Source organism: Klebsiella sp. K5-45 (assembly GCF_030128605.1).
GTDB classification, from domain to species: Bacteria; Pseudomonadota; Gammaproteobacteria; order Enterobacterales; family Enterobacteriaceae; genus Klebsiella; species Klebsiella quasipneumoniae.
On the sequence record NZ_JAKUZW010000014.1, the window covers coordinates 12,795 to 32,974 of the forward strand.

Genomic DNA, 20,180 nt, shown 5'->3' on the forward strand with positions numbered 1-20,180 from the left:
GGTAACGATTTTGCAGGCCCGGGAAGGCGAAGTCGCCGCCGGGCATGACCCGACAATCGCGTTCTAGCTTAAATCGACATTTTTACTGCCGAACAGCCAGGTGAGCACAAAGCCGCACAGGTAGGTGACCGCCAGTCCGCCTGCGTAAACCGCCATCCCGGAGTAAATCCCGCTGCCGGAGGTCATCAGCGGCAGCGCCACCAGCCCGGACGGACCGAATACGGTGTTCAGGCCGACCGGCAGCCCCAGCCAGGCGATCAGCCCGACGAAGAAGCCGCCGCAGGCGCCGCCGAGGCAGGCGGTAACAAACGGCTTCATCCGCGGCAAGGTGACGCCGTAGATTAGCGGCTCGCCAATCCCGAGGAAGCCCGGAATAATCGCCCCCTTAATCTGGGTTCGCAGCAGCGAATCGCGCTTCGCCCGCCAGAACAGCGCCAGCGCCGCCCCCACCTGCCCGGCCCCGGCCATCGCCAGGATCGGGAACAGCGAGTTAAAGCCCTGGGCATCCACCAGCGCAAAATAGACCGGGACAAACCCCTGATGGACGCCGAACATCACCGCCAGCAGGAACAGACCGGCCAGCACCGCCGAGCCAAACGGATTGCCGTTAAGATGCAGGAACAACCACGACATGCCGGTAAACAACCAGCCGCCAATCGGCATGATCACCGTAAAGGTCACCGCGCCCATGATCAGCAGCGTCACCGCCGAGGTGAGGATCATATCGAGGTTGGCCGGCATTACCCGCCGCACCTGGCGTTCAATCCACGCGCCAAGGATGGCGGCGATCAGTACGCCGATGATATTGCCGCGCGGATCGATGCCATGGCCGAAGAAGGTGGAGATCCCGGCGTAGACGCCGCTGGTCGCCTCCGGGTTGTAGCCCAGCACGAACAGCGAGGCGATAATCGCGCCGTTTACCCCGGAGCCGCCGAACGCCTTCTGAGCGTTATAGCCAATCAGGATGCTCAGGAAGGTGAACATCCCTTTGCTGAAGACCTTCATATAGCCAATCAGCGCCACCAGGCTGGCGTTCGGATGGGCGTTCTCCAGCACGAAAACCTGTTCCGCCAGGGTGGCGAAGCCCAGCAGCAGCCCGACGGCGATAAAGCCGGGGATTAGCGGCGTAAAGATGGTGGCGAATTTGGCGAGAAACTTCTGCACCGCGCTGGTCTGCTTGCCCTTCAGCGCCTGTTTTTTCTCCGCCGCGACGTCGGCCAGCGACGGCGCGGCGGGGGCCTCCTCCAGCAGGCCGTTCATCATCTCGGCGGCGGTTTGCGCTTTGCCGGGGCCGAGCACTACCTGGAACTGCTCGTCGCTGACGATCACCCCCATCACGCCGTCAATCTGGCGGATGGCGGCGGTGTCGGCCAGCCCTTCATCGCGCAGGGTCAAGCGCAGGCGCGTCATGCAGTTGCCCGCCTGCGCGACGTTTGCGGCGCCGCCCACGTGGCTGAGGATCCGCGCTATCATCTCTTTCGTTATTTTTGCCATTGCCCGTTACCTGTCTGTCGGCGCTCAGGCGTTGCTGAGCGCCTTGCGGATGTAGCCGTTGTTTTTCGCCAGCAGCGACTGCGCCTCTGCGGCGCTTAAGTCTGCGAGCACCATCACGATCGCCGTTTTACAGTGGCGGCCGCAGGCCTCCAGCGCATTCTGGGCGGTGGGGCGATCGCAGTCGGTCGCCTCCATCACGATGGAAACCTGGCGCTCAATCAGCTTGGCGTTGGTCGCTTCGACGTCGACCATCAGGTTGCTGTAGACCTTGCCGACGCGGATCATCGCCCCGGTGGAGATCATGTTCAGCACCAGCTTCTGCGCAGTGCCGGCTTTCAGGCGGGTTGAGCCGGTCACCACCTCCGGGCCGACCACCGGAGTGATGGCGACGTCCGCCAGCTGGGCCATTTCGCCATGCGGGTTACAGCTGACGATGGCGACAAAGGCATTCTGGCGATGGGCATACTCCATGGCGCCAATGACGTACGGCGTGCGTCCGCTGGCCGCCAGCCCCACCAGCACATCGCGGTGGCTGAAGTTCAGGTTCTGCAGATCCATCGCCCCCTGCGCTTTGTTGTCTTCCACGTTTTCCACGGCGCTGAGAATCGCTTTATGTCCGCCGGCGATGATCCCCACCACCTGCTCCGGGCGGGTGCCGAAGGTCGGTGGGCATTCGCTGGCATCGAGGATCCCCAGACGCCCTGAGGTGCCAGCGCCGATATAAATCAAGCGGCCACCGGCCTGCAGCGCCGTCGCGACCTTATCCACCACCTCGGCAATCTGCGGCAGATAGGGCGTAATCGCCTGGGCCACCTGCTGGTCTTCCTGGTTTATCACCGTCAGCATCTCAAGGGTGGAAAGGGTGTCAATGTTGGCGCTGTTGGCGTTGCGTCGCTCGGTCAGCAGTTTGCTCAGGTCGATACTCATAGAAACCTCGTTATTCTCAGTCGTGCGCAGTATAAGGAATTATTTATTCCTTGCATGTGAAGAGTATCACGATTAGTACGCGGAGAATAATACGAGAATGGTAGAGATGGCGGGAAATAGTGCGGTAATAAAGATGGAATATTTTATTACCGCACCTGGCGTTTAGCGCGCGCTTCGCGGCTGGCTGAGGCCCATTAGCAGCGCCAGCAGGTAGCAGATCGCCATCGCGAGGCTCATTTTCAGCATCGTTTCGCCACCGAGGCCCGCCAGCGGCGCGGCGATGCCGCCGAAGACAAACATCAGGGTGCCCATCAGCGCGGACGCGGTCCCGGACTGCGCGGCGTCAACGGCGCTCATCGCCTCCGCGCCGGCGACGGTGCTGATGCCGCTCATCAGCGACACGGTAAAGAACAGGCCGACCAGCGCCAGCACCGGCAGCTGCAGCCAGGCAAACAGCAGCATGATCGCCGCGCAGCTCACCGCCAGCGTCAGGCCGCCGCGCAGCAGGCTTTCGGCGCTGAAGCGGCGCGCCAGACGGGAAAAGATCATCGCCGCGATAATCAGCCCGATACCGTTCAGACCGAACAGCAGGCTGAACTGCATGGCGCTCATGCCGTATTCGCTCTGCATCACGAAGGAAGAGGAGCCGATGTAGGAGAACAGTCCGGCCATCATAAAGGCCTGAATCAGGCAGAAGCGTAGAAAACGACGATTCTTCAGCACCGGCTGGTCGGGCCGCTGGCGGGTCGCATTGGTTGCCGCGGCCGGGCGCGTTTCCCGCAGGATAGTCAGGCTCATCACCAGCAGCGCGCCGCCAATGGCGGCCATCGTCCAGAAGAGAATTCGCCAGTCGAAGGCGGTGATCACGTAGCCGCCCAGCACCGGTGACAGAACCGGCGCAATACCGTTCACCGTCATCAGCAGGGCGAAAAACTGGGTCAGCAGGGTGCCCTGGTATTTATCGCGGGCGATGGAGCGCGACAGCACCGAACCGCCGGCGCCAGCGAAGCCCTGTAAAAAACGCCAGACAATCAGCATGTTGATATCCCTTGTCAGGGCGCACATCGCCGAAGAGAAGATAAACAGCAGCAGGGACAGCGCCAGGGGTTTCAGGCGGCCAATGCGGTCGCTCAGCGGGCCGAAAAACAGCTGACCCAGGCCGAGGCCAATCAGCGCGGCGGTCAGCGACAGCTGGGTCTGGGTGCTGGTGGCCTGCAGTTGCTGAGTTATCTCCGGCAGCGCCGGCAGATAAAAATCAGTGCACAGCGGGCCGATGCCCGACAGCAGGCCGAGGATCAGCGCCCAGGAGAGGGAAACACGTGGCATAACGATTCCTTACAGAAGCCGGGCGCGGCCGCCCGGCGGGTGAAATTAACTGGCGCCGCCGCCCAGCGACTGCCAGAGGGTGATCCGGTTATTGAGGTCGGTCTGCTGCAGGGACAGCAGCGTCGTCTTCGCCGACCACAGCGTGCGCTGGGCCGTAAGCACCGACAGATAATCGCCGACCCCGGCCTGATAGCTCTTCATGGCGATATCCAGCGAGGTCTGCTCGGCGGCGACGTACTGCCGCTGGGCATCGAGCTCTTCGCTCAGCGTTTCCCGGCGGGCCAGCGCATCGGCAACGTCCTTAAAGGCGCTCTGAATCGATTTCTCGTAGGTGGCGATCAGCCCCTTTTTCTCCGCTTCCGCATAGCGCAACTGCGCCAGGTTGCTGCCGCCGGTGAACAGCGGCAGGCTGATGGAGGGGGCGAACGACCACACCTGCATCCCGTGGCTGAACAGTGACGACAGCGAGTCGCTGCCGACCCCGGCGCTGGCGGTCAGGGAAATCGACGGGAAGAAATTCGCCCGCGCCGCGCCGATATCGGCATTGGCGCTCTTCAGGTTGTGCTCCGCTTCCTGTATATCCGGCCGGCGCAGCAGCACCGACGACGACACCCCCGCCGGCACCAGGGCGATGCTGTTATCCCCCAGACTTTCGAGGGTGCCGGGCAGCAGGCTCTCCGGCACGGTTTCCCCCGCCAGCAGGTTAATGGCGTTTTTATCCTGCGCCACCAGCGTGCGGTAGCTGGCGACGCTGGCGCGCGCCTGCTGATAGACGCTTTCCGCCGAGCTTAAATCGCCGGCGGAGGCGGTGCCCACCGCCATCTGGCGGGCGACGATGTTGCGCGAGTTTGCTGCGCTGTCCATGGTCTGCTGCGCCAGCGCCAGATTGCTGTTATCCGTCGCCAGCGTCACCCAGGCGGTGGTCAAATCGGCAATCATCGTCAGTCGGGTATTCTGCGCGGTGAATTCGCTGGCAAGCCAGGTTTCGCGCGCCGCGCGTGACAGGCTCTGGTTTTTGCCAAACAGATCCAGCTCGAAGCTGGAGACCGCGCCGTCGGCCTGCGAAGATGAGCTCAGGCCGCTGGCCACCGTTTTGCTGCGGCTATGGCTCAGCTCGGCATCGACAGTGGGAAACAGCGACGCCCGCGTCTCGCCGTACTGGGCGCGCGCGGCCTCGATATCGGCCAGCGCCTTTTGCACATCGCGGTTGCTGTTCAGCGCGATACTGACCACTTTTTTCAGCCGCGCGTCATTGACCACTTTCTGCCAGTCGCCGACCACCGCCGTCGATTCGCCGTGCGCCCCGGGCAGGGTGGCCGGCACCGGCGCGGCCGGGCGATCATAATGCGGGTCAAGCGAGACGCAGCCCGCGGTCAGGAGCGCGATAAACATAAAACTCAAACGAAACATACTTTACTCCTGAGAAGGACGTTGGCGGGTGAAGAAGCGTTTCACCAGCACGAAGAACAGCGGCACAAAGAACACCGCCAGCAGGGTGGCCGTCAGGGTGCCGCCGATGATGCCGGTGCCGATCGCCACGCGGCTGTTGGCCCCGGCGCCGGTGGCGACGGCCAGCGGCAGCACCCCGGCAATAAACGCCAGTGAGGTCATGACAATGGGGCGCAGACGGGTCTGCGCGGCGCGGATCGCCGCCCGGGAGAGCGAATACCCCTCATCCACGGCGGATTCAGCGAACTCGACGATCAGGATGGCGTTCTTCGACGACAGGCCGATGGTGGTCAGCAGCGCCACCTGGAAGTAAACGTCGTTGCTTAAGCCGCGCAGCGTCGCCGCCAGCGCCGCGCCGAGCAGGCCGAGCGGGATGACCATGATCACCGAGAACGGCACCGACCAGCTCTCATACAGCGCCGCCAGGCACAGGAACACCACCAGAATCGAAATGGCGTACAGGCTCATCGCCTGGCCGCTGGCCAGCTTTTCCTGCAGCGAAATGCCGCTCCACGCCCAGGTGGAGCCCGCCGGCAGGCTGTCGGCCAGCTTTTCCATCTTGTCCATCGCCGCGCCGGAGCTGAAGCCGGCGGCGTTTTCGCCCTGGATCTCAAAGGCGGCGGAGCCGTTGTAGCGCACCAGGCTTTCCGGGCCGTATTGCCAGTGGGTGGTGGCGAAGGCGGAGAACGGCGTCATGCTGTTATCGCTGCCGCGAACGAACCATTTGCCAAGGTCGGAGGGCACCGCGCGCGCGTCGCTCTCGCCCTGGATATAGACCTTCTTCACCCGGCCGCGATCGATAAAGTCATTCACGTAGGTGCCGCCCCAGGCGCTGGAGAGCGTATCGGTCACGTCGCTCAGCGACAGCCCCAGCGAGACCGCTTTGTTGTTATCGATATCCACCTGCAGCTGCGGCATCTGCGGCAGGTCGTTGGCGCGCACCGACTGCAGCTCGCCGCTCTGGTTGGCCGCCGCCAGTAGCTGACTGCGCAGCTTCATCAGGCTGTCGCGGTCGGTACCGCCGCTGGCCATCAGCTCGAAAGTGAAGCCGTTACTTTGCCCAAGGCCGTCCACCGATGGCGGCGTCATGGCGAACAGGGTGGCGTCGCGGATCGCCCCAAGTTCTTTGTTGGCGCGCAGGGCGATGGCCTGGGCGGTATTGTCGTCGCCTTTGCGCTGCGACCAGTTGTTCAGCGACACGAAGGCCATCCCGGCGTTCTGACCGCTGCCGCTAAAGCTGAAGCCGTCGACGGTGAAAATGACGTTGGTATTGGCTTTCTCTTTCGTCAGGAACCAGTTGGTTACCTGGCGGCGCACCTCGGCGGTGCGCACCGCAGTGGCCCCGGCGGGCAGGGTGTACTGGACCATGATCTCGCCCTGGTCCTCCACCGGCAGGAAGCTGCCCGGCAGTTTCCACATCGCCAGCGCCATCGCCCCGCAAATCAGGACGTAAGCGCCCATCATCACCGCACCCCGGCGCAGGCCGCCGAGCACGCGGCGCTGGTAGCCCGCTTCCGTACGCCCCCACAGGCGGTTAAACGCGCCGAAGAACCCTTTGGTATGAGGCCTGGAGTGGCTGAGCAGCGCGCCGCACAGCGCCGGGGTGAGGGTCAGGGCCACCACCACCGACAGCATCATCGCCGAGATAATGGTCACCGAGAACTGGCGATAAATGACCCCGGTCGAGCCGCCGAAGAAGGCCATCGGCAGAAAGACCGCCGACAGCACCAGGGCGATCGCCACCAGCGCGCCGGAGATTTCGCCCATCGATTTTTCGGTGGCTTCCCGGGCGGGCAGCCCTTCGTCGCGCATTATGCGCTCGACGTTTTCCACCACCACGATGGCGTCATCCACCAGCAGGCCGATCGCCAGCACCATGGCGAACAGCGTCAGGGTGTTTATCGAGTAGCCGAACAGCGCCAGCACCCCAAAGGTGCCAAGCAGCACCACCGGTACCGCCACCGCCGGAATGAGCGTCGCGCGGAAGTTCTGCAGGAACAGATACATCACGCAGACCACGAGAATGATCGCTTCGAACAGGGTCTGAATCACATCCTCGACCGAGATTTTGATGAACTCGGTGCTGTCCTTCGGATAGGCGATATCGTAGCCCTGCGGCATCTGACGCTGGAATTCGGCGATCTTGCTTTTCACCAGGGTCGCGGTGTCCAGCGCGTTGGCGCCGGGGGCCATCATCACCGCGATCCCGGCGGCCGGATGGCCGTTCAGATTGGCGGTAGCGGTATAATCCTCGCTGCCCATCTCCACCCGCGCGACATCGCTCAGGCGCACCACCGAGCCGTCGGCCTGGCTTTTCACGATGATCGCTTTGAACTGATCGGGGGTTTGCAGCCGCGACTGCGCGCGTACGGTGGCGGTCAGCTGCTGGGCGCTGGACGACGGCAGGGCGCCGATTTTACCGGCGGAGATCTGCACGTTCTGCGCCTCAATCGCCGACTGGACGTCGGAAGGCATCAGCGAGTAGGAGGCGAGTTTGGTCGGATCCATCCAGACGCGCATCGCGTATTCGGCGCCGAACACCTGCAGGCTGCCGACGCCCTCCACGCGCGCCAGCGGATCCTGCAGGTTGCTGACCAGCCAGTCGGAGATATCGGAGCTGGTGGCGCGGTCGGTTTTGTCATACACCGCGAGGATCAGCAGGAAGCTGCTCTGCGATTTTTCCACCGTCACGCCGGACTGCTGGACTTCGCTCGGCAGCCGCGATTCCGCCTGCTGGACTTTGTTCTGCAACTGCACCTGGGCGGTGTCCGGGTCGGTCCCCTGCTCAAAGGTGACGGTGATGCTGACCGAGCCGTCGGAGCTGCTGGTAGAGCTGAAGTAGAGCAGATGGTCGAGGCCGGTAAGCTGCTGCTCGATGACCTGGGTGACGCTGTTCTCCAGGGTTTCGGCAGAAGCGCCGGTATAGGTGGCGGAGATTTTCACCGCCGGCGGGGCGACGTCCGGATACTGGCCCACCGGTAGGGTGCGGATCGCCAGCACGCCGGCGAGCATAATCAGAATGGCGATCACCCAGGCAAAGACCGGGCGACGCACGAAGAAACGGGAGAACATCAGGCGTTGCCTCCGTTATTGTTGACGGCAACGGCCTTCACCGTCTGGCCAGGGGCCACTTTACCGGTGCCTTCGACGATCAGCTTGTCGCCCGCTTTCAGGCCGCTCAGCACCAGCCATTTATCGCCGTAGGTGTCGCCGGTTTCCACGGCGCGCTGCGCAACTTTGTTGTCGGCATCGACCACCAGCGCCGTGGCGTTGCCTTTGGCATCGCGGGTAATCCCCTGCTGCGGGGCGAGGATCGCGTCGTTCATGATGCCTTCATCGATGCGCGCGCGAACAAACATCCCCGGCAACAGGACGTGCTGCGGGTTGGGGAAGATAGCGCGCAGGGTTACCGAGCCGGTGGATTCATCGACGGCGACTTCGGTGAGCGCCAGACGCCCTTTTTCCGGATAGGTGCTGCCATCTTCCAGGGTTAACGTCACGCTGAGGGTGTCGCTGTTGCTGGCCAGGCTTTGTTTGCGTAAGCGCAGGAGATCGACGCTGGATCGCGTCAGATCGACATACATGGTGTCGAGCCCGCGGATCGTCGCCAGCGCGGTATCCTGATCGGCGGAGACCAGCGCCCCCGGCGTGACCGACGAGATGCCGATACGCCCGGCAATCGGCGCGGTGACGGTGGTCCAGTTCAGGTTGATGCGCGCGCTCTCCAGCGCCGCTTTCTTCGATTCCACGCTGGCCTTGTCCTGGGCGCAGGTGGAGGCGGCGTCGTCGGCATCCTGGCGGGAGACGCCGTTATCCCGGACCAGCGACGCGTAGCGCTGAGCCTTCTGGCAGTCGGAGACTACCAGCGCCTGGGCCTGTTTCAGCGCCGCCGCCGCTTCGTTCCAGGTCGCGCGATAGCTGGAGGGATCGATCTGGTAAAGGGCCTGCCCGGCCTTCACCATATCGCCTTCGGTAAACAGGCGCTTCTGGATGATGCCGCCCACCTGCGGGCGTACTTCGGCGCTGAGCGAGGCGGTGGTGCGGCCGGTGAGCTGGCTGACTACCGGAACCGGCTGGCTTTGCAGAGTGACCACGCCCACTTCCGGCGTGGGTTGCTGCGGGGCAGATGTCTGCGCATTATCGCATCCGCTAAGGAGAAATAATGCTGTCGCGATGGGAGCTATGATGTATTTCATTATATTTTCTCAAGATATAAGACGTCCGCCCCGTTTATTTAAAAACGAGGGAATAGGTTGGGCGCTGAGGCATTTTCGGCTAAGCGAAAATGACAAAAAAGGAACACAGATGTTCCTGAACGTGATTGTTATTGTGTCTCCGCTGAAGCCAACCTCTTCGGCCTTCAGGAGGTGAAAAGCGCATCTCCTCTGGTTTGTGGTGAGAATTATCATTCTCATTTTTTGCCATTATACGATCCGCCGCGATAATGGAAAGGTTTTTTTGCTTACTTTTAGAACGCAAAAAATTAAGGCAAATAATCATGGAGAAAATAAGAATTTTTTGTGAAAGTGGAGAGGGAAAATAACCATTCGGCATCGCGATACTGGAGATAGTTAATGGCGTTAATCATTACAAAAAGCATTAATCCCGACGATCAACAAGAATTATTCGCCGGTCTGCGGCACTATAATCAGCAGTATCTTGATGCGGCGCAGTTTGGCGATCTGGGCGTTTACTCGCGCGATGCACAAGGGGTGATGCAGGGCGGGCTGATTGCCAAACGCAAAGGCAACTGGCTGTGTATTGAGTATCTGTGGGTCAGCGAGGCGACCCGCGGACGCGGGCTGGGAAGCGAGCTGATGCAGGAGGTGGAGCGGCAGGCGCAGGCGCTGGGCTGCAGCCATCTGCTGGTGGATACCTTTAGCTTCCAGGCGCTACCGTTTTATCAGAAATTAGGCTATCAGTTGCAGATGTCGCTGCCCGACTTCCCGCACGCGGGGATGCAGCGTCACTATTTGTCGAAAGCGCTGTAACGATCCTGATATCGCCGGGCGGTCAGGTACCGTACCTGTGATTGTGCCGGATGGCGGCATAAATGCCTTATCCGGCCTACACCGTTCTCCCATAGTTTCGCCCCACCCAGGACCGGCAAGCGCAGCGCCGCCGGGCAGGATATCAGGCACGTCACCTGTATTCTTGCCGGGTGGCGGCTGTCCCCTTACCCGTCCTGGGGTTCGTGCTGTGCCCGTCATGATGCCGAGCGGCCTGTTGTTGATATACCCACTTGCGCGACTGAAACTGCCGGTGCTGGCGGCCTCAAAATCGCTGAGACGTTCCCGGAAGGCCGGGGCAGCCCGCATGGATGCGGGCTGAGGGCCGTGTTTTGCATGGACGCTGCCTCGGCCCGACCCGAAGCCTGCAGGGATAAGTCGAAGGCACCGCGCAGCGGCGATTTTGCTGGCCGGAGCCCGGGAGTACAGGGGGCGGCGGCGACTGGCCGCCCCCTGTGCGCTCCCTGCTCCATAAGAGACATAACGCAGAAGATCAACCGGGAGCGCAATCTGCCCGGACATAACACGGGAGTGGTAGCCCTGCTAAACGTTGTGGCCCTGCCAAACATAGTGCTAAGAGGGACATTTCCGGTTGTGCCGTTATTTCGCCGGGTGGCGGCTGCGCCTGACCCGGCCTACGACTGTAGCCCTGCTAAGCGTAGCGCGAGCAGGGAAAATCCCGGATGGCGGCGCGTGGCGCCTTATCCGGGCTACAAAAGCTTTTGCCGGGCGGCGGCTGCGCTTAACCCCCGACGCCGTGGCCCATCAACGCCAGCGCGTGGCTGACGATGGTCTGGCGGTTGACCGCCTGTAAACGCGGATCGCTGTGGATGCGCGAAAACGGCACCAGCACCAGGCTAATCACCGTGGTAAACAGCAGCTCCGGCGACAGCGCCGGGTTAATCTTGCCCTCCAGCTGCCAGCGGCGCACTGCCTCCAGCATCACCTGAAAACGCTCCTCGCCGAAGCGGGCATCCATATGCTGACGCAGGATCGGCATCTCGCCGATGATCTCCTGCATCCACAGCGGCGCGAACCAGGCGTTCTTCTCCGCCATATGCGCCAGCGTTTCGACCATCATCGTCAGCGCCAGCACCGGGTCCTGCGGATGGTCGACAAAGATGCGGCTGATGTGGTTGCGCAGCGGCATAAAGCGCTCCTCAATCAGCTGCGTCACCAGCGCATCCCGCGAACTGAAATAGTAATGCAGCATCGCCGGCGTTACCCCGGCCTCTTTGGCGATGGCGTTCAACGACACGCGGGCCGCACCGTCGCGGGCAAACAGCGTCAGGGCGATGTCCATCAGCTGTTCGCGGTTGGCGGTACCCGATTTTTTTCCACGCGGTCGCCCCGGGCGGCGGGGGGCATTCTGATCCTTTTGTGCTGTCATGATATGGCGATCTCTTGACCCGACTCATTCTTTCACTAAATATTAATTATGCATTTAATTAATTTCAAGCGAGCGTTGTGATGACTACTCAAGTCGCAAACCCACCGGTGCAGTCGATACGCCTGCTGTTCAGCGCATTGCTGCTGGTGATGCTGCTCTCCGCGCTGGATCAGACCATTGTCTCCACCGCGCTGCCGACGATTGTCGGCGAACTGGGGGGGCTGGACAAGCTTTCCTGGGTGGTCACCGCCTATATCCTCAGCTCCACCATCGCGGTGCCGCTGTACGGTAAATTCGGCGATCTGTTCGGTCGCAAAATCGTGCTGCAGGTGGCGATTGGGCTGTTTCTCGTCGGCTCCGCCCTCTGCGGGCTGGCGCAAAACATGACCCAGCTGGTGCTGATGCGCGGCCTGCAGGGGCTCGGCGGCGGCGGCCTGATGGTGATCAGCATGGCGGCGGTGGCCGACGTCATCCCGCCCGCCAACCGCGGCCGCTATCAGGGTCTGTTCGGCGGCGTTTTTGGCCTGGCGACGGTGATCGGCCCGCTGATCGGCGGCTTTCTGGTGCAACACGCCTCCTGGCGCTGGATCTTCTACATCAATCTGCCGCTGGGCCTCTTCGCGCTGCTGGTGATCGGCGCGGTATTCCACAGCAGCAATAAACGCAGCCAGCATCAGATTGACTGGCTGGGAGCGATTTACCTCAGCATGGCGCTGTTGTGCATCATCCTGTTTACCTCGGAAGGGGGCAGCGTCCATGCCTGGAATGACCCGCAGCTGTGGTGCATTCTGGCCTTCGGCATCGTGGGTGTCATCGGCTTTATCTACGAAGAGCGGATGGCCGCCGAGCCGATTATTCCGCTGTCGCTGTTCCGCAACCGCAGCTTCCTGCTGTGCAGCCTGATCGGCTTCGTCATCGGCATGTCGCTGTTCGGGTCGGTCACCTTCCTGCCGCTCTATCTGCAGGTGGTGAAGGAGGCGACCCCCACCGAGGCCGGGCTGCAGCTGCTCCCCCTGATGGGCGGCCTGCTGCTGACCTCGGTTATCAGTGGGCGCATTATCAGCCGGACCGGTAAATATCGCCTGTTTCCGATCCTCGGCACCCTGCTTGGCGTGACCGGCATGGTGCTGCTGACCCGGATCACCATTTACTCGCCGCTGTGGCAGCTGTACCTGTTTACCGGCGTGCTGGGGGCGGGTCTGGGGCTGGTGATGCAGGTGCTGGTCCTGGCGGTGCAGAACGCGATGCCGGCGAAGCTGTACGGCGTGGCCACTTCCGGCGTGACCCTGTTCCGCTCGATCGGCGGCTCCATCGGCGTGGCGCTGTTTGGCGCGGTGTTCACACACGTACTGCAGAGCAACCTGCAAAAGCTGTTGCCGGAAGGCGCGGTACTGCCGCCGGGAATGAATCCGGTGGCGGTGCAGCACCTGCCCGCGGATATCCGCCTCGACTATCTCGACGCCTTCGGCGCGGCGATCCACGCGGCGTTCCTGATGGCGGCCGGCATTATGGCGGTGGCGTTTGTCCTCTCCTGGCTGTTAAAGGAGGCGCCGCTGAAGACCGCGACGCACTAAGCGGCCCCGGCGATGCGCAGCAGCGCCTGACGCAGCGCCGGCGCGGCAAAATCGATAAATTTTCGCAGCTTAAGCGGCGCCAGGTCCCGCGCGGTATACAGCAAATGGACCGGCGCCGGTTCCGGCTCGACGCGTTCCAGCAGCAGACGGAGCTCACCCTGTCGCAGGCCGTCCAGCGCCTGATAGTGCAGTAAGCGAGCTACGCCCACCCCCAGCCGCGCGGCATCAGCAGCGCTCTCCGGCGTGGTGACCGATAGCGCCGGCGGCAGATTAATTAGCTGGTCCTCGCGCTCAGCGGCGCGAAAGCGCCAGCCGCGATAGGGCATCGGCGATTCAATACGGATGATCGGCAGCGCCGCCAGATCGCGCGGCCGCTGCGGCTCGCCGTATTTCGCCAGCAGCGCCGGATGGGCACAGGCCACAATGCGCATCCTGCCGAGGCGGGTGGCCACCATGCTGCTGTCCGCCAGGTCGCCAATCCGCACCGCCAGATCGATATGGTCGCCCACCAGGTCGGCGTTACGATCGCTGAGCAGCAAACGGACGCGAATTTGCGGGTAACGGGCGATAAATTCAGCGATCACCGGGAGAACGTGCTGGCGTCCAAACATCGTCGGCGCAGAGATCACCAGCTCGCCTTTCGGCTCCTGATACTCGCCCGTCGCCTGGCGTTCGGCGTTTTCCACCTCCTCGAGGATCCGCCGCGCGGCGGCGACATAATCGACCCCGGCGTCGGTGAGCGTCAGTTTGCGGGTGGTCCGCGCCAGCAGGCGCACTCCCAGCGTGTTCTCCAGCTCGCCGATATGGCGGCTGACGGTGGTCAACGGCATATTCAGCGCCCGCGCCGCCGCCGACATACTCCCCAGCTCGGTCACTTTCACCAGCAGCGCCATCGCGCTTAATCGATCCATTATTCTCCCGGTTTCTGGAAAGATGATTGCCACTAAACCAGTATTATCATTTTTCGCAGTACAGTCCATGATGGCGCCAGACAACAGGAGGCGCTATGGCAGCAACCTTTCTCGATATCGCCATCACCCCGGACGTGATGGATGTGCAGCATGAAATGGGCAGCGACCAGCTGTGGCAAACGCCGCATAGCCGCCGCCAGGCCGACCGCTTCGGCGACAGCGAAGCGGGGATGATCGCCACCCGCGACAGCTTCTATCTGGCGACGGTGTCGCAGAGCGGCTGGCCCTATGTCCAGCACCGCGGCGGCCCGCCGGGGTTTCTGCATCTGCTGGATGACACCACCCTGGCGATGGCGGATTTCGGCGGTAACCGTCAGTACATCACCACCGGCAACCTGCGCGGCAGCGACCGGGCCTGCCTGTTTTTGATGGATTATCCACGCCGTGCCAGGCTGAAAATCTACGCCACCGTCGAGGTCGTGGCGGCAGAGGACCACCCGCAGCTGCTGGCGCAGGTAGCGCCGGCCAACTATCGCGCCCGCATCGAGCGCCTGTTTCTCTTTCATCTGCAGGCGTTTGACTGGAACTGCCCGCAGCACATTACGCCGCGCTACAGCGCGCAGCAGGTGGCGGAGTACAGCCAGAACCTGCAGCAACGTATTCATGACCTGGAGCAGGAGAATCAGCGCCTGCAGCAGCAATTAGCCCGCAGAGGAGAGTCAGCATGACCGAACAACGTCCCCCGTTACCGCCGTTTACCCGCGACAGCGCTATCCAGAAGGTCCGCGCCGCGGAAGATGGCTGGAACAGCCGCGATGCCGAAAAGGTCGCTCTGGCCTACACCGTGGACAGCGAATGGCGCAACCGCAGCGAGTTTGTTCACGGCAGGAGGGAAATTGTCGAATTCCTGCAGCGGAAATGGCGCAAAGAGCAGCAATATCGGCTGATTAAGGAGCTGTGGGCATGGCAGGAAAATCGTATCGCCGTGCGCTTCGCCTACGAGTGGTGCGACGACAGCGGCAACTGGTTTCGCTCGTACGGCAATGAAAACTGGGAGTTTGATCAGCATGGACTGATGCAGACGCGCTACGCCTGCATCAACGATCTGCCGATCGCTGAAAGCGAGCGCCTGTTCCACTGGCCCCAGGGGCGTCGCCCGGACGATCATCCGGGGCTCAGCGATCTGGGGCTGTAAAACTGGCGCTGCGCGACGGATTAATCGGCTTTCGGGAAGTCGACCACCGTGTCGTTAACCCGGTTCACCATGTTGGTGAACAGGATCGCGCTGATGGCGCTGATAATCTCAATCACCTGCTGGTCACTAAAACCGGCGTTGCGTAGCGCGGCGACGTCGGCTTCCGGCAGCGTACCGGTGGTGGTGACCAGAGTCTGCGCAAATTTCACCAGCGCATCAAGCTGTGTCTCTTCCGCATACGCCCCGCGGCGCAGGGCGTGGATCTGCTCGCTGCTGAAGCCGGCTTTTTTCGCCATCAGGGTGTGCGCGGCCAGGCAGTAGTCACAGCCGGTGGCTTCGCTGACTGACAGATTAATCGCCTCCAGCTGTTGGGCGCTGAGGCTGCCTTTATGGAGCATCGCATTGTGCGCCAGCGCCTGCTGCAACGCCGCCGGCGAGTGGCCGCCGATGGTCAGGTAGGCGTTTGGCACTTTGCCCATCGCTTTTTTGATCCCGGCGAAAATATCGGCGGCTTTGCCAGTGGCGTCTTGTTCACGAATATCAGCTAAACGGCTCATGGTTAACTCCTGTTGTTATCGAGGGTGTGTGTTGGCATTGGGGTCATCTTAGGCCGTTGCCGCATGCTAGACTGGCGGTCTTCGTCTCACCTTTTTGTCTTATCGTCTCAGGAGAAGCATGGACAGTCTCAGTCATCTGCTGGCGCTGCTGGCGCCGCGCTGCGAAGTGAACCTGCACTGTCGCTTCGGCGGCCGCTGGCAGGCCGGGCACCAGCAAATGCGCAGCGGCGTGGTGCCGTGGCACGTGGTGCTGCGCGGTGAGGGGCGGCTTAACGTCGGCGGCCAGACTCATCACCTGCGCGCGGGAGATGTGGTCCTCCTGCCGCACGGTTCGCCGCATCTGATGGAGAGCCTGGTGGAGTGGGGCCAGGTGCTGCCGGTAGCGCACCGGTTTAACGGCACGGTGACGGAAATGCGCGCCGGCCCGGCGGAGGGGGCGCTGGAGATGCTGTGCGGCGAATTTTATTTTGGTCCGCACGTTAGCTGGCTGTTCACTGAGGCATCGACGCTGATCCATCTCCATACCGATACGCGCGAAGACTGCCCGGAGCTGCAGCCGTTGCTTAACATACTGGTCCGCGAAAGCCTGGCGCAGCGTCCCGGCGGCAGCGCTATCGTGCGCAGCCTCGGCGATACGCTGCTGGTGCTGCTGCTGCGCATGCTGCTTGGCGAGCAGCAGCCGCCCGGCGGGCTGCTGCGTCTGATGAGCGATGAACGCCTGATGCCGGCGGTGCTGGCGGTGATGGCGACCCCGGAGCAGCCGTGGACGCTGGAAACCATGGCCGCCCGCGCCTTTCTGTCGCGGGCCACCTTTGCCCGTCATTTTGCCCGCGTTTATCACCTGACGCCGCAGGCGTGGCTGTCGCAGCTGCGAATGGCGCTGGCCGCCCGGCTGCTGCGCCTCGAGCGTCAGACCAACCTCGAGGTGATTGCCGAACGCTGCGGCTTTCAGTCGCTGGCGTCCTTCTCGAAGCGTTTCAAAATGCGCTATGGCGTGACGCCGGGCGAGTGGCGACGGGGCTAGTGCTTCGCTCTGGGGAAGATGATTTTATTTCCGGTTGCGTGGTTTGCTGTTTATTACCCCACCCGAAAGTCGCTATAGTTTTGCACGAAAAAAACAATGACAGTCAGGACGGACAGGGTGAAGAGGATGAGATTACGTTTACGTGCCGCCGCCGCGGTAATGCTGGCGGGTCTGGCGCTGGTCGGCTGCGACCAAAAGAGTAATGAAGCGAAGCACATTAAGGTCGGCGTGATTAATGGCGCTGAACAGGATGTGGCGGAAGTGGCGAAGAAGGTGGCCAAAGAGAAGTATGGTCTGGAGGTAGAGCTGGTGGGGTTCAGCGGCTCGCTGTTGCCTAACGAATCGACCAACGCCGGGGATCTGGACGCCAACGTCTTCCAGCATCGGCCTTTCCTTGAGCAGGACAACAAAGCGCATAACTACCATCTGGTGGCGGTCGGCAATACCTTCGTCTTCCCGATGGCCGGCTATTCGCGCAAGATCAAGTCAGTCGCCGAACTGAACGACGGCGCGACGATCGCCATCCCCAACGACCCGACCAATCTCGGGCGGGCGCTGCTGCTGTTGCAAAAAGAGAAGCTGATTACCCTCAAAGCCGGCACCGGCCTGCTGCCGACGGCGGTGGATATCACCGACAACCCGCATCACCTGAGAATTATGGAGCTGGAAGGGGCGCAGCTGCCGCGCGTACTCGACGATCCTAAAGTCGACGTGGCCATCATCAGCACCACCTACCTGCAGCAAACCGGGCTGTCGCCGGTTCGCGATGGCATCTTTATCGAAGATAAAAACTCGCCCTACGTGAACATCATCGTGACCCGTGAAGACAATAAAGACGCGGAAAACGTGAAGGAGTTTATGCAGTCGTACCAGTCGCCGGAGGTGGCGAAGGCGGCTGAGACTATCTTCAACGGCGGCGCGGTGCCGGGCTGGTAAGCCAACACACAGGGAGAGGCGCGTATGGTACGCCAACGGCAGGCTGACCTGCTGCTGATTGCTGCGACGGTGATTGCCGCCTGCGGCTGGATTTTTTCCCGCGAGGCGATCGCCGGCATGCCGGTATTCGCGTTCCTTGGGCTGCGCTTCTTCTTCGCCGCGCTGCTGCTGCTGCCGTTCTGCCGCGGGTTTCGCCCGCAAAAGCAGCACTGGCCAAAGCTCATCATCAGCGGGCTGTGGTTTGCGCTCAACCTCTGCCTGTGGATCTACTCGGTCTCCACGACGGCGTCGCTCGGCGAAGGGGCGTTTATTATGAGCCTGTCGATGATGTTCGTCCCGCTGACCGCGTGGGTGATGATGAAGGTGCGTCCGCCGCGGGCCTGGTGGGAGTGCCTGCCGATCGCGGTGGTGGGCCTGGGCCTGCTCAGCCTGCACATGCCGATAGCCTTCCACCCCAGCCAGGGCTGGTTTTTGCTGACGGCGCTGGTGCAGTCGATCTGGTTCTGTTACACCAGCCGCTGCGCGCGTGAAGTACCGCTGATCCCCCTGACCACCGTGCAGCTGGCGATCACTGGTATCGTCGGGTTGACCATCTCCGCTGCCGTTGAACGCTGGGACCAGCCGATGACCCTGCCGACCTTCGGCTGGCTGGTGGCCAGCATTGTCATCGCCACCAGCCTGCGCTTCGGTCTGCAGATGAAGGGGCAAAAGTACGCGGCGGTGGCCAGCGCGGCGATCATTATGGTGCTCGAACCGCTGCTGACGGTCATTGCCGCCGCGCTGTGGTACGGCGAACAGCTGCCGCTGCAGAAAATTATCGGCGGCGTGCTGATCCTCGTGGCCCAGCTGTGGTTCCGCTGGCGAATGCTTAAGCCGTAGCCTGCCCGGTGCGCGGCTGCGCCATCAATTGCAGCAGCGGCACCAGCGACAGCCCGTCCGGCATTTCGCCGCGGGCGATCAGCTGGTTTATCTCCTCAAAGGTAAACCAGCCGGTTTCCATTACCTCATCCTGAGCCGCATCCATCCCCACCCAGCGTAAACCGGTAGCCAGCCAGGTGATAAACAGCTGATCGCTGCTGCCGTAGGAGGGGTTGAAGCGAATGATCTCCTCGACGCGTTGAGCCTGCCAGCCGGTCTCTTCCCGCAGCTCGCGCAGCGCGGCCGCCGCCGGATCTTCCCCTTCGTCAACGCCGCCTGACGGAATGGCCCACACTACCTTGTCGATCAGGTAGCGGTAGTGGCGAATCAGCAGCACTTTGCCCTCCTGGATAGCCACAACCCCCACCGCCGGGCGGGGATAGTGAATGGCGTAAAAGTCGCGGCGCTCGCCGGGGGCGATATCAATACCCACCTTGCGCATGCTGAACCACGGCGTCTCGGCGATGACCTGCGGGTCGTGCATATCGGCGGCGGTCAGTTTTTTCTTCATCCTGCCACTCCTGTCAAAAATGGAGCCTTCAGAACAACATAGCCGGAGACGGATAGCAATCGCCGCAGGTTGGCCCGATTTCATCGATCCTTGCCCAAATGCCCCTATTGCGCCAGGCTGGTACTCAGTACGATGTTCGTCAAATCACCCCCTGAGGAACGCCGACATGAACATCACCCATATCCGTAACGCGACCCAGATTATTGACTACGCCGGGAAAAAGTTTCTGATCGATCCGATGCTGGCGGACAAAGGCGCCTGGCCGGGATTTCCGGGCACCGCGCGCAGCGAGCTGCGCAACCCGCTGGTGGCCTTGCCTTTTTCCCGCGATAACATTATCGACGTTGACGCAGTGATCGTCACCCATACCCATGACGATCACTGGGACGAGGCGGCGATCGCCGCGATCCCGAAAACCCTGCCGGTGTTCGTCCAGCACGAGGCCGACGGTGCGCTGCTGCGCAGCCAGGGATTCCAGGATATCCGCCTGCTGACGGCAGACAGCGAATTTGCCGGCGTGCGCCTGCTGAAAACCACCTCCGGCCAGCACGGCAGCGATCGCACCTACGCGGTGCCGGCGATGGCCGAACGCCTGGGCGAGGCCTGCGGCGTGCTGTTTCGCCATCCGCAGGAGAAGACGCTGTGGCTGGTGGGGGATACCATCTGGCGTGATGAAATTGCGGCCGACCTGCTGAAGCTGCGCCCGGACGTGGTGGTGTTGAACGCCGGCTACGCCCACGTCATCGGCTTTGGCCCGATTATCATGGGCAAGGAAGATCTCCTGAACGTGCACTTCACCCTGCCGGAAGCGAAAATCATGGCTATCCACCTGGAGGCGGTCAACCACTGCCTGGTGAGTCGGGAAGAGATGCGCCAGTATGCGCTGGATAATCAGATTGCCGAGGTAGTGTGTATCCCGCAGGATGGGGAAACCGTGGTTTATTAACGTGCGTAAGGGG

The 20,180-nt window shown here is 62.2% G+C and carries 20 protein-coding genes; 9 read left to right on the forward strand and 11 right to left on the reverse strand.

Going from position 1 to position 20,180, the window contains the following annotated elements; all coding sequences use genetic code 11:
- Positions 1 to 63: 63 nt before the first annotated feature.
- The 6 genes from murP to eefA all read right to left on the reverse strand — a co-directional run bounded on the left by murP (position 64) and on the right by eefA (position 9,392).
- Positions 64 to 1,494, reverse strand: a complete 1,431-nt coding sequence (gene murP, locus MKS11_RS23390; protein WP_284109718.1) for a PTS N-acetylmuramic acid transporter subunit IIBC — start codon at positions 1,492 to 1,494, stop codon at positions 64 to 66.
- Between the two features lie 24 nt (positions 1,495 to 1,518).
- Positions 1,519 to 2,421 carry an N-acetylmuramic acid 6-phosphate etherase gene (gene murQ / locus MKS11_RS23395; RefSeq protein WP_087771070.1) on the reverse strand — a complete coding sequence of 301 codons (903 nt, stop codon included), beginning with the start codon at positions 2,419 to 2,421 and terminating at the stop codon, positions 1,519 to 1,521.
- Positions 2,422 to 2,583: 162 nt separating this feature from the next.
- Positions 2,584 to 3,747, reverse strand: a complete 1,164-nt coding sequence (locus tag MKS11_RS23400) for a multidrug effflux MFS transporter (RefSeq protein WP_043522790.1) — start codon at positions 3,745 to 3,747, stop codon at positions 2,584 to 2,586.
- Positions 3,748 to 3,792: 45 nt separating this feature from the next.
- Positions 3,793 to 5,157: a multidrug efflux RND transporter outer membrane subunit EefC gene (gene eefC, locus MKS11_RS23405; protein ID WP_049093866.1), complete on the reverse strand. Its 1,365-nt coding sequence runs from the start codon at positions 5,155 to 5,157 to the stop codon at positions 3,793 to 3,795.
- A 3-nt stretch (positions 5,158 to 5,160) separates the two neighbouring features.
- Positions 5,161 to 8,268, reverse strand: coding sequence for a multidrug efflux RND transporter permease subunit EefB (gene eefB / locus MKS11_RS23410; RefSeq protein WP_284109720.1), 3,108 nt, complete (start codon positions 8,266 to 8,268; stop codon positions 5,161 to 5,163).
- Complete coding sequence (eefA, locus tag MKS11_RS23415) at positions 8,268 to 9,392, reverse strand: multidrug efflux RND transporter periplasmic adaptor subunit EefA (RefSeq protein ID WP_017900176.1); 1,125 nt, start codon at positions 9,390 to 9,392, stop codon at positions 8,268 to 8,270. The genes eefB and eefA overlap by 1 nt, the downstream gene beginning before the upstream one ends.
- Before the next feature lie 205 nt (positions 9,393 to 9,597).
- Between eefA and MKS11_RS23420 the strand changes: the two genes are divergently transcribed.
- Positions 9,598 to 9,720 carry a hypothetical protein gene (locus MKS11_RS23420; protein ID WP_032426094.1) on the forward strand — a complete coding sequence of 41 codons (123 nt, stop codon included), beginning with the start codon at positions 9,598 to 9,600 and terminating at the stop codon, positions 9,718 to 9,720.
- On the opposite strand, the gene MKS11_RS23425 is transcribed toward MKS11_RS23420, so the two are convergent.
- The gene (locus MKS11_RS23425; RefSeq protein ID WP_032431163.1) at positions 9,680 to 9,796 is read right to left on the reverse strand and encodes a hypothetical protein; all 117 of its coding nucleotides are present in this window, start codon (positions 9,794 to 9,796) and stop codon (positions 9,680 to 9,682) included. The genes MKS11_RS23420 and MKS11_RS23425 overlap by 41 nt on opposite strands.
- Here MKS11_RS23425 and MKS11_RS23430 point away from each other — a divergent pair.
- Positions 9,771 to 10,187 carry a GNAT family N-acetyltransferase gene (locus tag MKS11_RS23430; protein ID WP_017900175.1) on the forward strand — a complete coding sequence of 139 codons (417 nt, stop codon included), beginning with the start codon at positions 9,771 to 9,773 and terminating at the stop codon, positions 10,185 to 10,187. The two genes, MKS11_RS23425 and MKS11_RS23430, sit on opposite strands and share 26 nt — an antisense overlap.
- 760 nt (positions 10,188 to 10,947) lie before the next feature.
- Here MKS11_RS23430 and MKS11_RS23435 read toward each other — a convergent pair.
- Entirely contained in the window at positions 10,948 to 11,595 is a 648-nt protein-coding gene (locus MKS11_RS23435) for a TetR/AcrR family transcriptional regulator (protein WP_017900760.1), read from the reverse strand.
- Between the two features lie 80 nt (positions 11,596 to 11,675).
- Between MKS11_RS23435 and MKS11_RS23440 the strand changes: the two genes are divergently transcribed.
- Entirely contained in the window at positions 11,676 to 13,169 is a 1,494-nt protein-coding gene (locus MKS11_RS23440; RefSeq protein WP_064794961.1) for an MDR family MFS transporter, read from the forward strand.
- On the opposite strand, the gene MKS11_RS23445 is transcribed toward MKS11_RS23440, so the two are convergent.
- The gene (locus MKS11_RS23445) at positions 13,166 to 14,080 is read right to left on the reverse strand and encodes a LysR substrate-binding domain-containing protein (protein WP_048326075.1); all 915 of its coding nucleotides are present in this window, start codon (positions 14,078 to 14,080) and stop codon (positions 13,166 to 13,168) included. The two genes, MKS11_RS23440 and MKS11_RS23445, sit on opposite strands and share 4 nt — an antisense overlap.
- A gap of 95 nt (positions 14,081 to 14,175) precedes the next feature.
- Here MKS11_RS23445 and MKS11_RS23450 point away from each other — a divergent pair, with 95 nt between their 5' ends.
- Complete coding sequence (locus MKS11_RS23450; RefSeq protein ID WP_023319359.1) at positions 14,176 to 14,808, forward strand: pyridoxamine 5'-phosphate oxidase family protein; 633 nt, start codon at positions 14,176 to 14,178, stop codon at positions 14,806 to 14,808.
- The gene (locus tag MKS11_RS23455; protein WP_032456743.1) at positions 14,805 to 15,275 is read left to right on the forward strand and encodes a nuclear transport factor 2 family protein; all 471 of its coding nucleotides are present in this window, start codon (positions 14,805 to 14,807) and stop codon (positions 15,273 to 15,275) included. The genes MKS11_RS23450 and MKS11_RS23455 overlap by 4 nt, the downstream gene beginning before the upstream one ends.
- Positions 15,276 to 15,295: 20 nt before the next feature.
- Here MKS11_RS23455 and MKS11_RS23460 read toward each other — a convergent pair whose 3' ends face one another.
- Positions 15,296 to 15,832, reverse strand: a complete 537-nt coding sequence (locus tag MKS11_RS23460; protein WP_004205112.1) for a carboxymuconolactone decarboxylase family protein — start codon at positions 15,830 to 15,832, stop codon at positions 15,296 to 15,298.
- Between the two features lie 118 nt (positions 15,833 to 15,950).
- Between MKS11_RS23460 and MKS11_RS23465 the strand changes: the two genes are divergently transcribed.
- From MKS11_RS23465 to MKS11_RS23475, 3 genes are all read left to right on the forward strand, one after another.
- Positions 15,951 to 16,856: an AraC family transcriptional regulator gene (locus MKS11_RS23465; protein WP_017900756.1), complete on the forward strand. Its 906-nt coding sequence runs from the start codon at positions 15,951 to 15,953 to the stop codon at positions 16,854 to 16,856.
- Between the two features lie 126 nt (positions 16,857 to 16,982).
- Positions 16,983 to 17,792 (forward strand): lipoprotein NlpA, encoded by an 810-nt coding sequence (nlpA, locus tag MKS11_RS23470; protein ID WP_048293920.1) that lies wholly within the window; start codon positions 16,983 to 16,985, stop codon positions 17,790 to 17,792.
- A gap of 24 nt (positions 17,793 to 17,816) precedes the next feature.
- Positions 17,817 to 18,671 carry a DMT family transporter gene (locus tag MKS11_RS23475; protein WP_004205109.1) on the forward strand — a complete coding sequence of 285 codons (855 nt, stop codon included), beginning with the start codon at positions 17,817 to 17,819 and terminating at the stop codon, positions 18,669 to 18,671.
- Here MKS11_RS23475 and MKS11_RS23480 read toward each other — a convergent pair.
- On the reverse strand, positions 18,661 to 19,221 hold the full coding sequence (locus tag MKS11_RS23480) for an NUDIX domain-containing protein (protein ID WP_017900754.1): 561 nt from the start codon (positions 19,219 to 19,221) through the stop codon (positions 18,661 to 18,663). The genes MKS11_RS23475 and MKS11_RS23480 overlap by 11 nt on opposite strands.
- 166 nt (positions 19,222 to 19,387) lie before the next feature.
- Here MKS11_RS23480 and MKS11_RS23485 point away from each other — a divergent pair, with 166 nt between their 5' ends.
- Positions 19,388 to 20,167 (forward strand): MBL fold metallo-hydrolase, encoded by a 780-nt coding sequence (locus MKS11_RS23485; protein WP_004205106.1) that lies wholly within the window; start codon positions 19,388 to 19,390, stop codon positions 20,165 to 20,167.
- The last annotated feature ends 13 nt before the right edge of the window (positions 20,168 to 20,180 follow it).

Bases quoted from the DNA above. Each gene is read 5' to 3' on its own strand.
- murP (WP_284109718.1), bottom strand. From the start codon at position 1,494: ATGGCAAAAATAACGAAAGAGATGATAGCGCGGATCCTCAGCCACGTG.
- murQ (WP_087771070.1), bottom strand. From the start codon at position 2,421: ATGAGTATCGACCTGAGCAAACTGCTGACCGAGCGACGCAACGCCAAC.
- MKS11_RS23400 (WP_043522790.1), bottom strand. From the start codon at position 3,747: ATGCCACGTGTTTCCCTCTCCTGGGCGCTGATCCTCGGCCTGCTGTCG.
- eefC (WP_049093866.1), bottom strand. From the start codon at position 5,157: ATGTTTCGTTTGAGTTTTATGTTTATCGCGCTCCTGACCGCGGGCTGC.
- eefB (WP_284109720.1), bottom strand. From the start codon at position 8,268: ATGTTCTCCCGTTTCTTCGTGCGTCGCCCGGTCTTTGCCTGGGTGATC.
- eefA (WP_017900176.1), bottom strand. From the start codon at position 9,392: ATGAAATACATCATAGCTCCCATCGCGACAGCATTATTTCTCCTTAGC.
- MKS11_RS23430 (WP_017900175.1), top strand. From the start codon at position 9,771: ATGGCGTTAATCATTACAAAAAGCATTAATCCCGACGATCAACAAGAA.
- MKS11_RS23425 (WP_032431163.1), bottom strand. From the start codon at position 9,796: ATGCTTTTTGTAATGATTAACGCCATTAACTATCTCCAGTATCGCGAT.
- MKS11_RS23435 (WP_017900760.1), bottom strand. From the start codon at position 11,595: ATGACAGCACAAAAGGATCAGAATGCCCCCCGCCGCCCGGGGCGACCG.
- MKS11_RS23440 (WP_064794961.1), top strand. From the start codon at position 11,676: ATGACTACTCAAGTCGCAAACCCACCGGTGCAGTCGATACGCCTGCTG.
- MKS11_RS23445 (WP_048326075.1), bottom strand. From the start codon at position 14,080: ATGGATCGATTAAGCGCGATGGCGCTGCTGGTGAAAGTGACCGAGCTG.
- MKS11_RS23450 (WP_023319359.1), top strand. From the start codon at position 14,176: ATGGCAGCAACCTTTCTCGATATCGCCATCACCCCGGACGTGATGGAT.
- MKS11_RS23455 (WP_032456743.1), top strand. From the start codon at position 14,805: ATGACCGAACAACGTCCCCCGTTACCGCCGTTTACCCGCGACAGCGCT.
- MKS11_RS23460 (WP_004205112.1), bottom strand. From the start codon at position 15,832: ATGAGCCGTTTAGCTGATATTCGTGAACAAGACGCCACTGGCAAAGCC.
- MKS11_RS23465 (WP_017900756.1), top strand. From the start codon at position 15,951: ATGGACAGTCTCAGTCATCTGCTGGCGCTGCTGGCGCCGCGCTGCGAA.
- nlpA (WP_048293920.1), top strand. From the start codon at position 16,983: ATGAGATTACGTTTACGTGCCGCCGCCGCGGTAATGCTGGCGGGTCTG.
- MKS11_RS23475 (WP_004205109.1), top strand. From the start codon at position 17,817: ATGGTACGCCAACGGCAGGCTGACCTGCTGCTGATTGCTGCGACGGTG.
- MKS11_RS23480 (WP_017900754.1), bottom strand. From the start codon at position 19,221: ATGAAGAAAAAACTGACCGCCGCCGATATGCACGACCCGCAGGTCATC.
- MKS11_RS23485 (WP_004205106.1), top strand. From the start codon at position 19,388: ATGAACATCACCCATATCCGTAACGCGACCCAGATTATTGACTACGCC.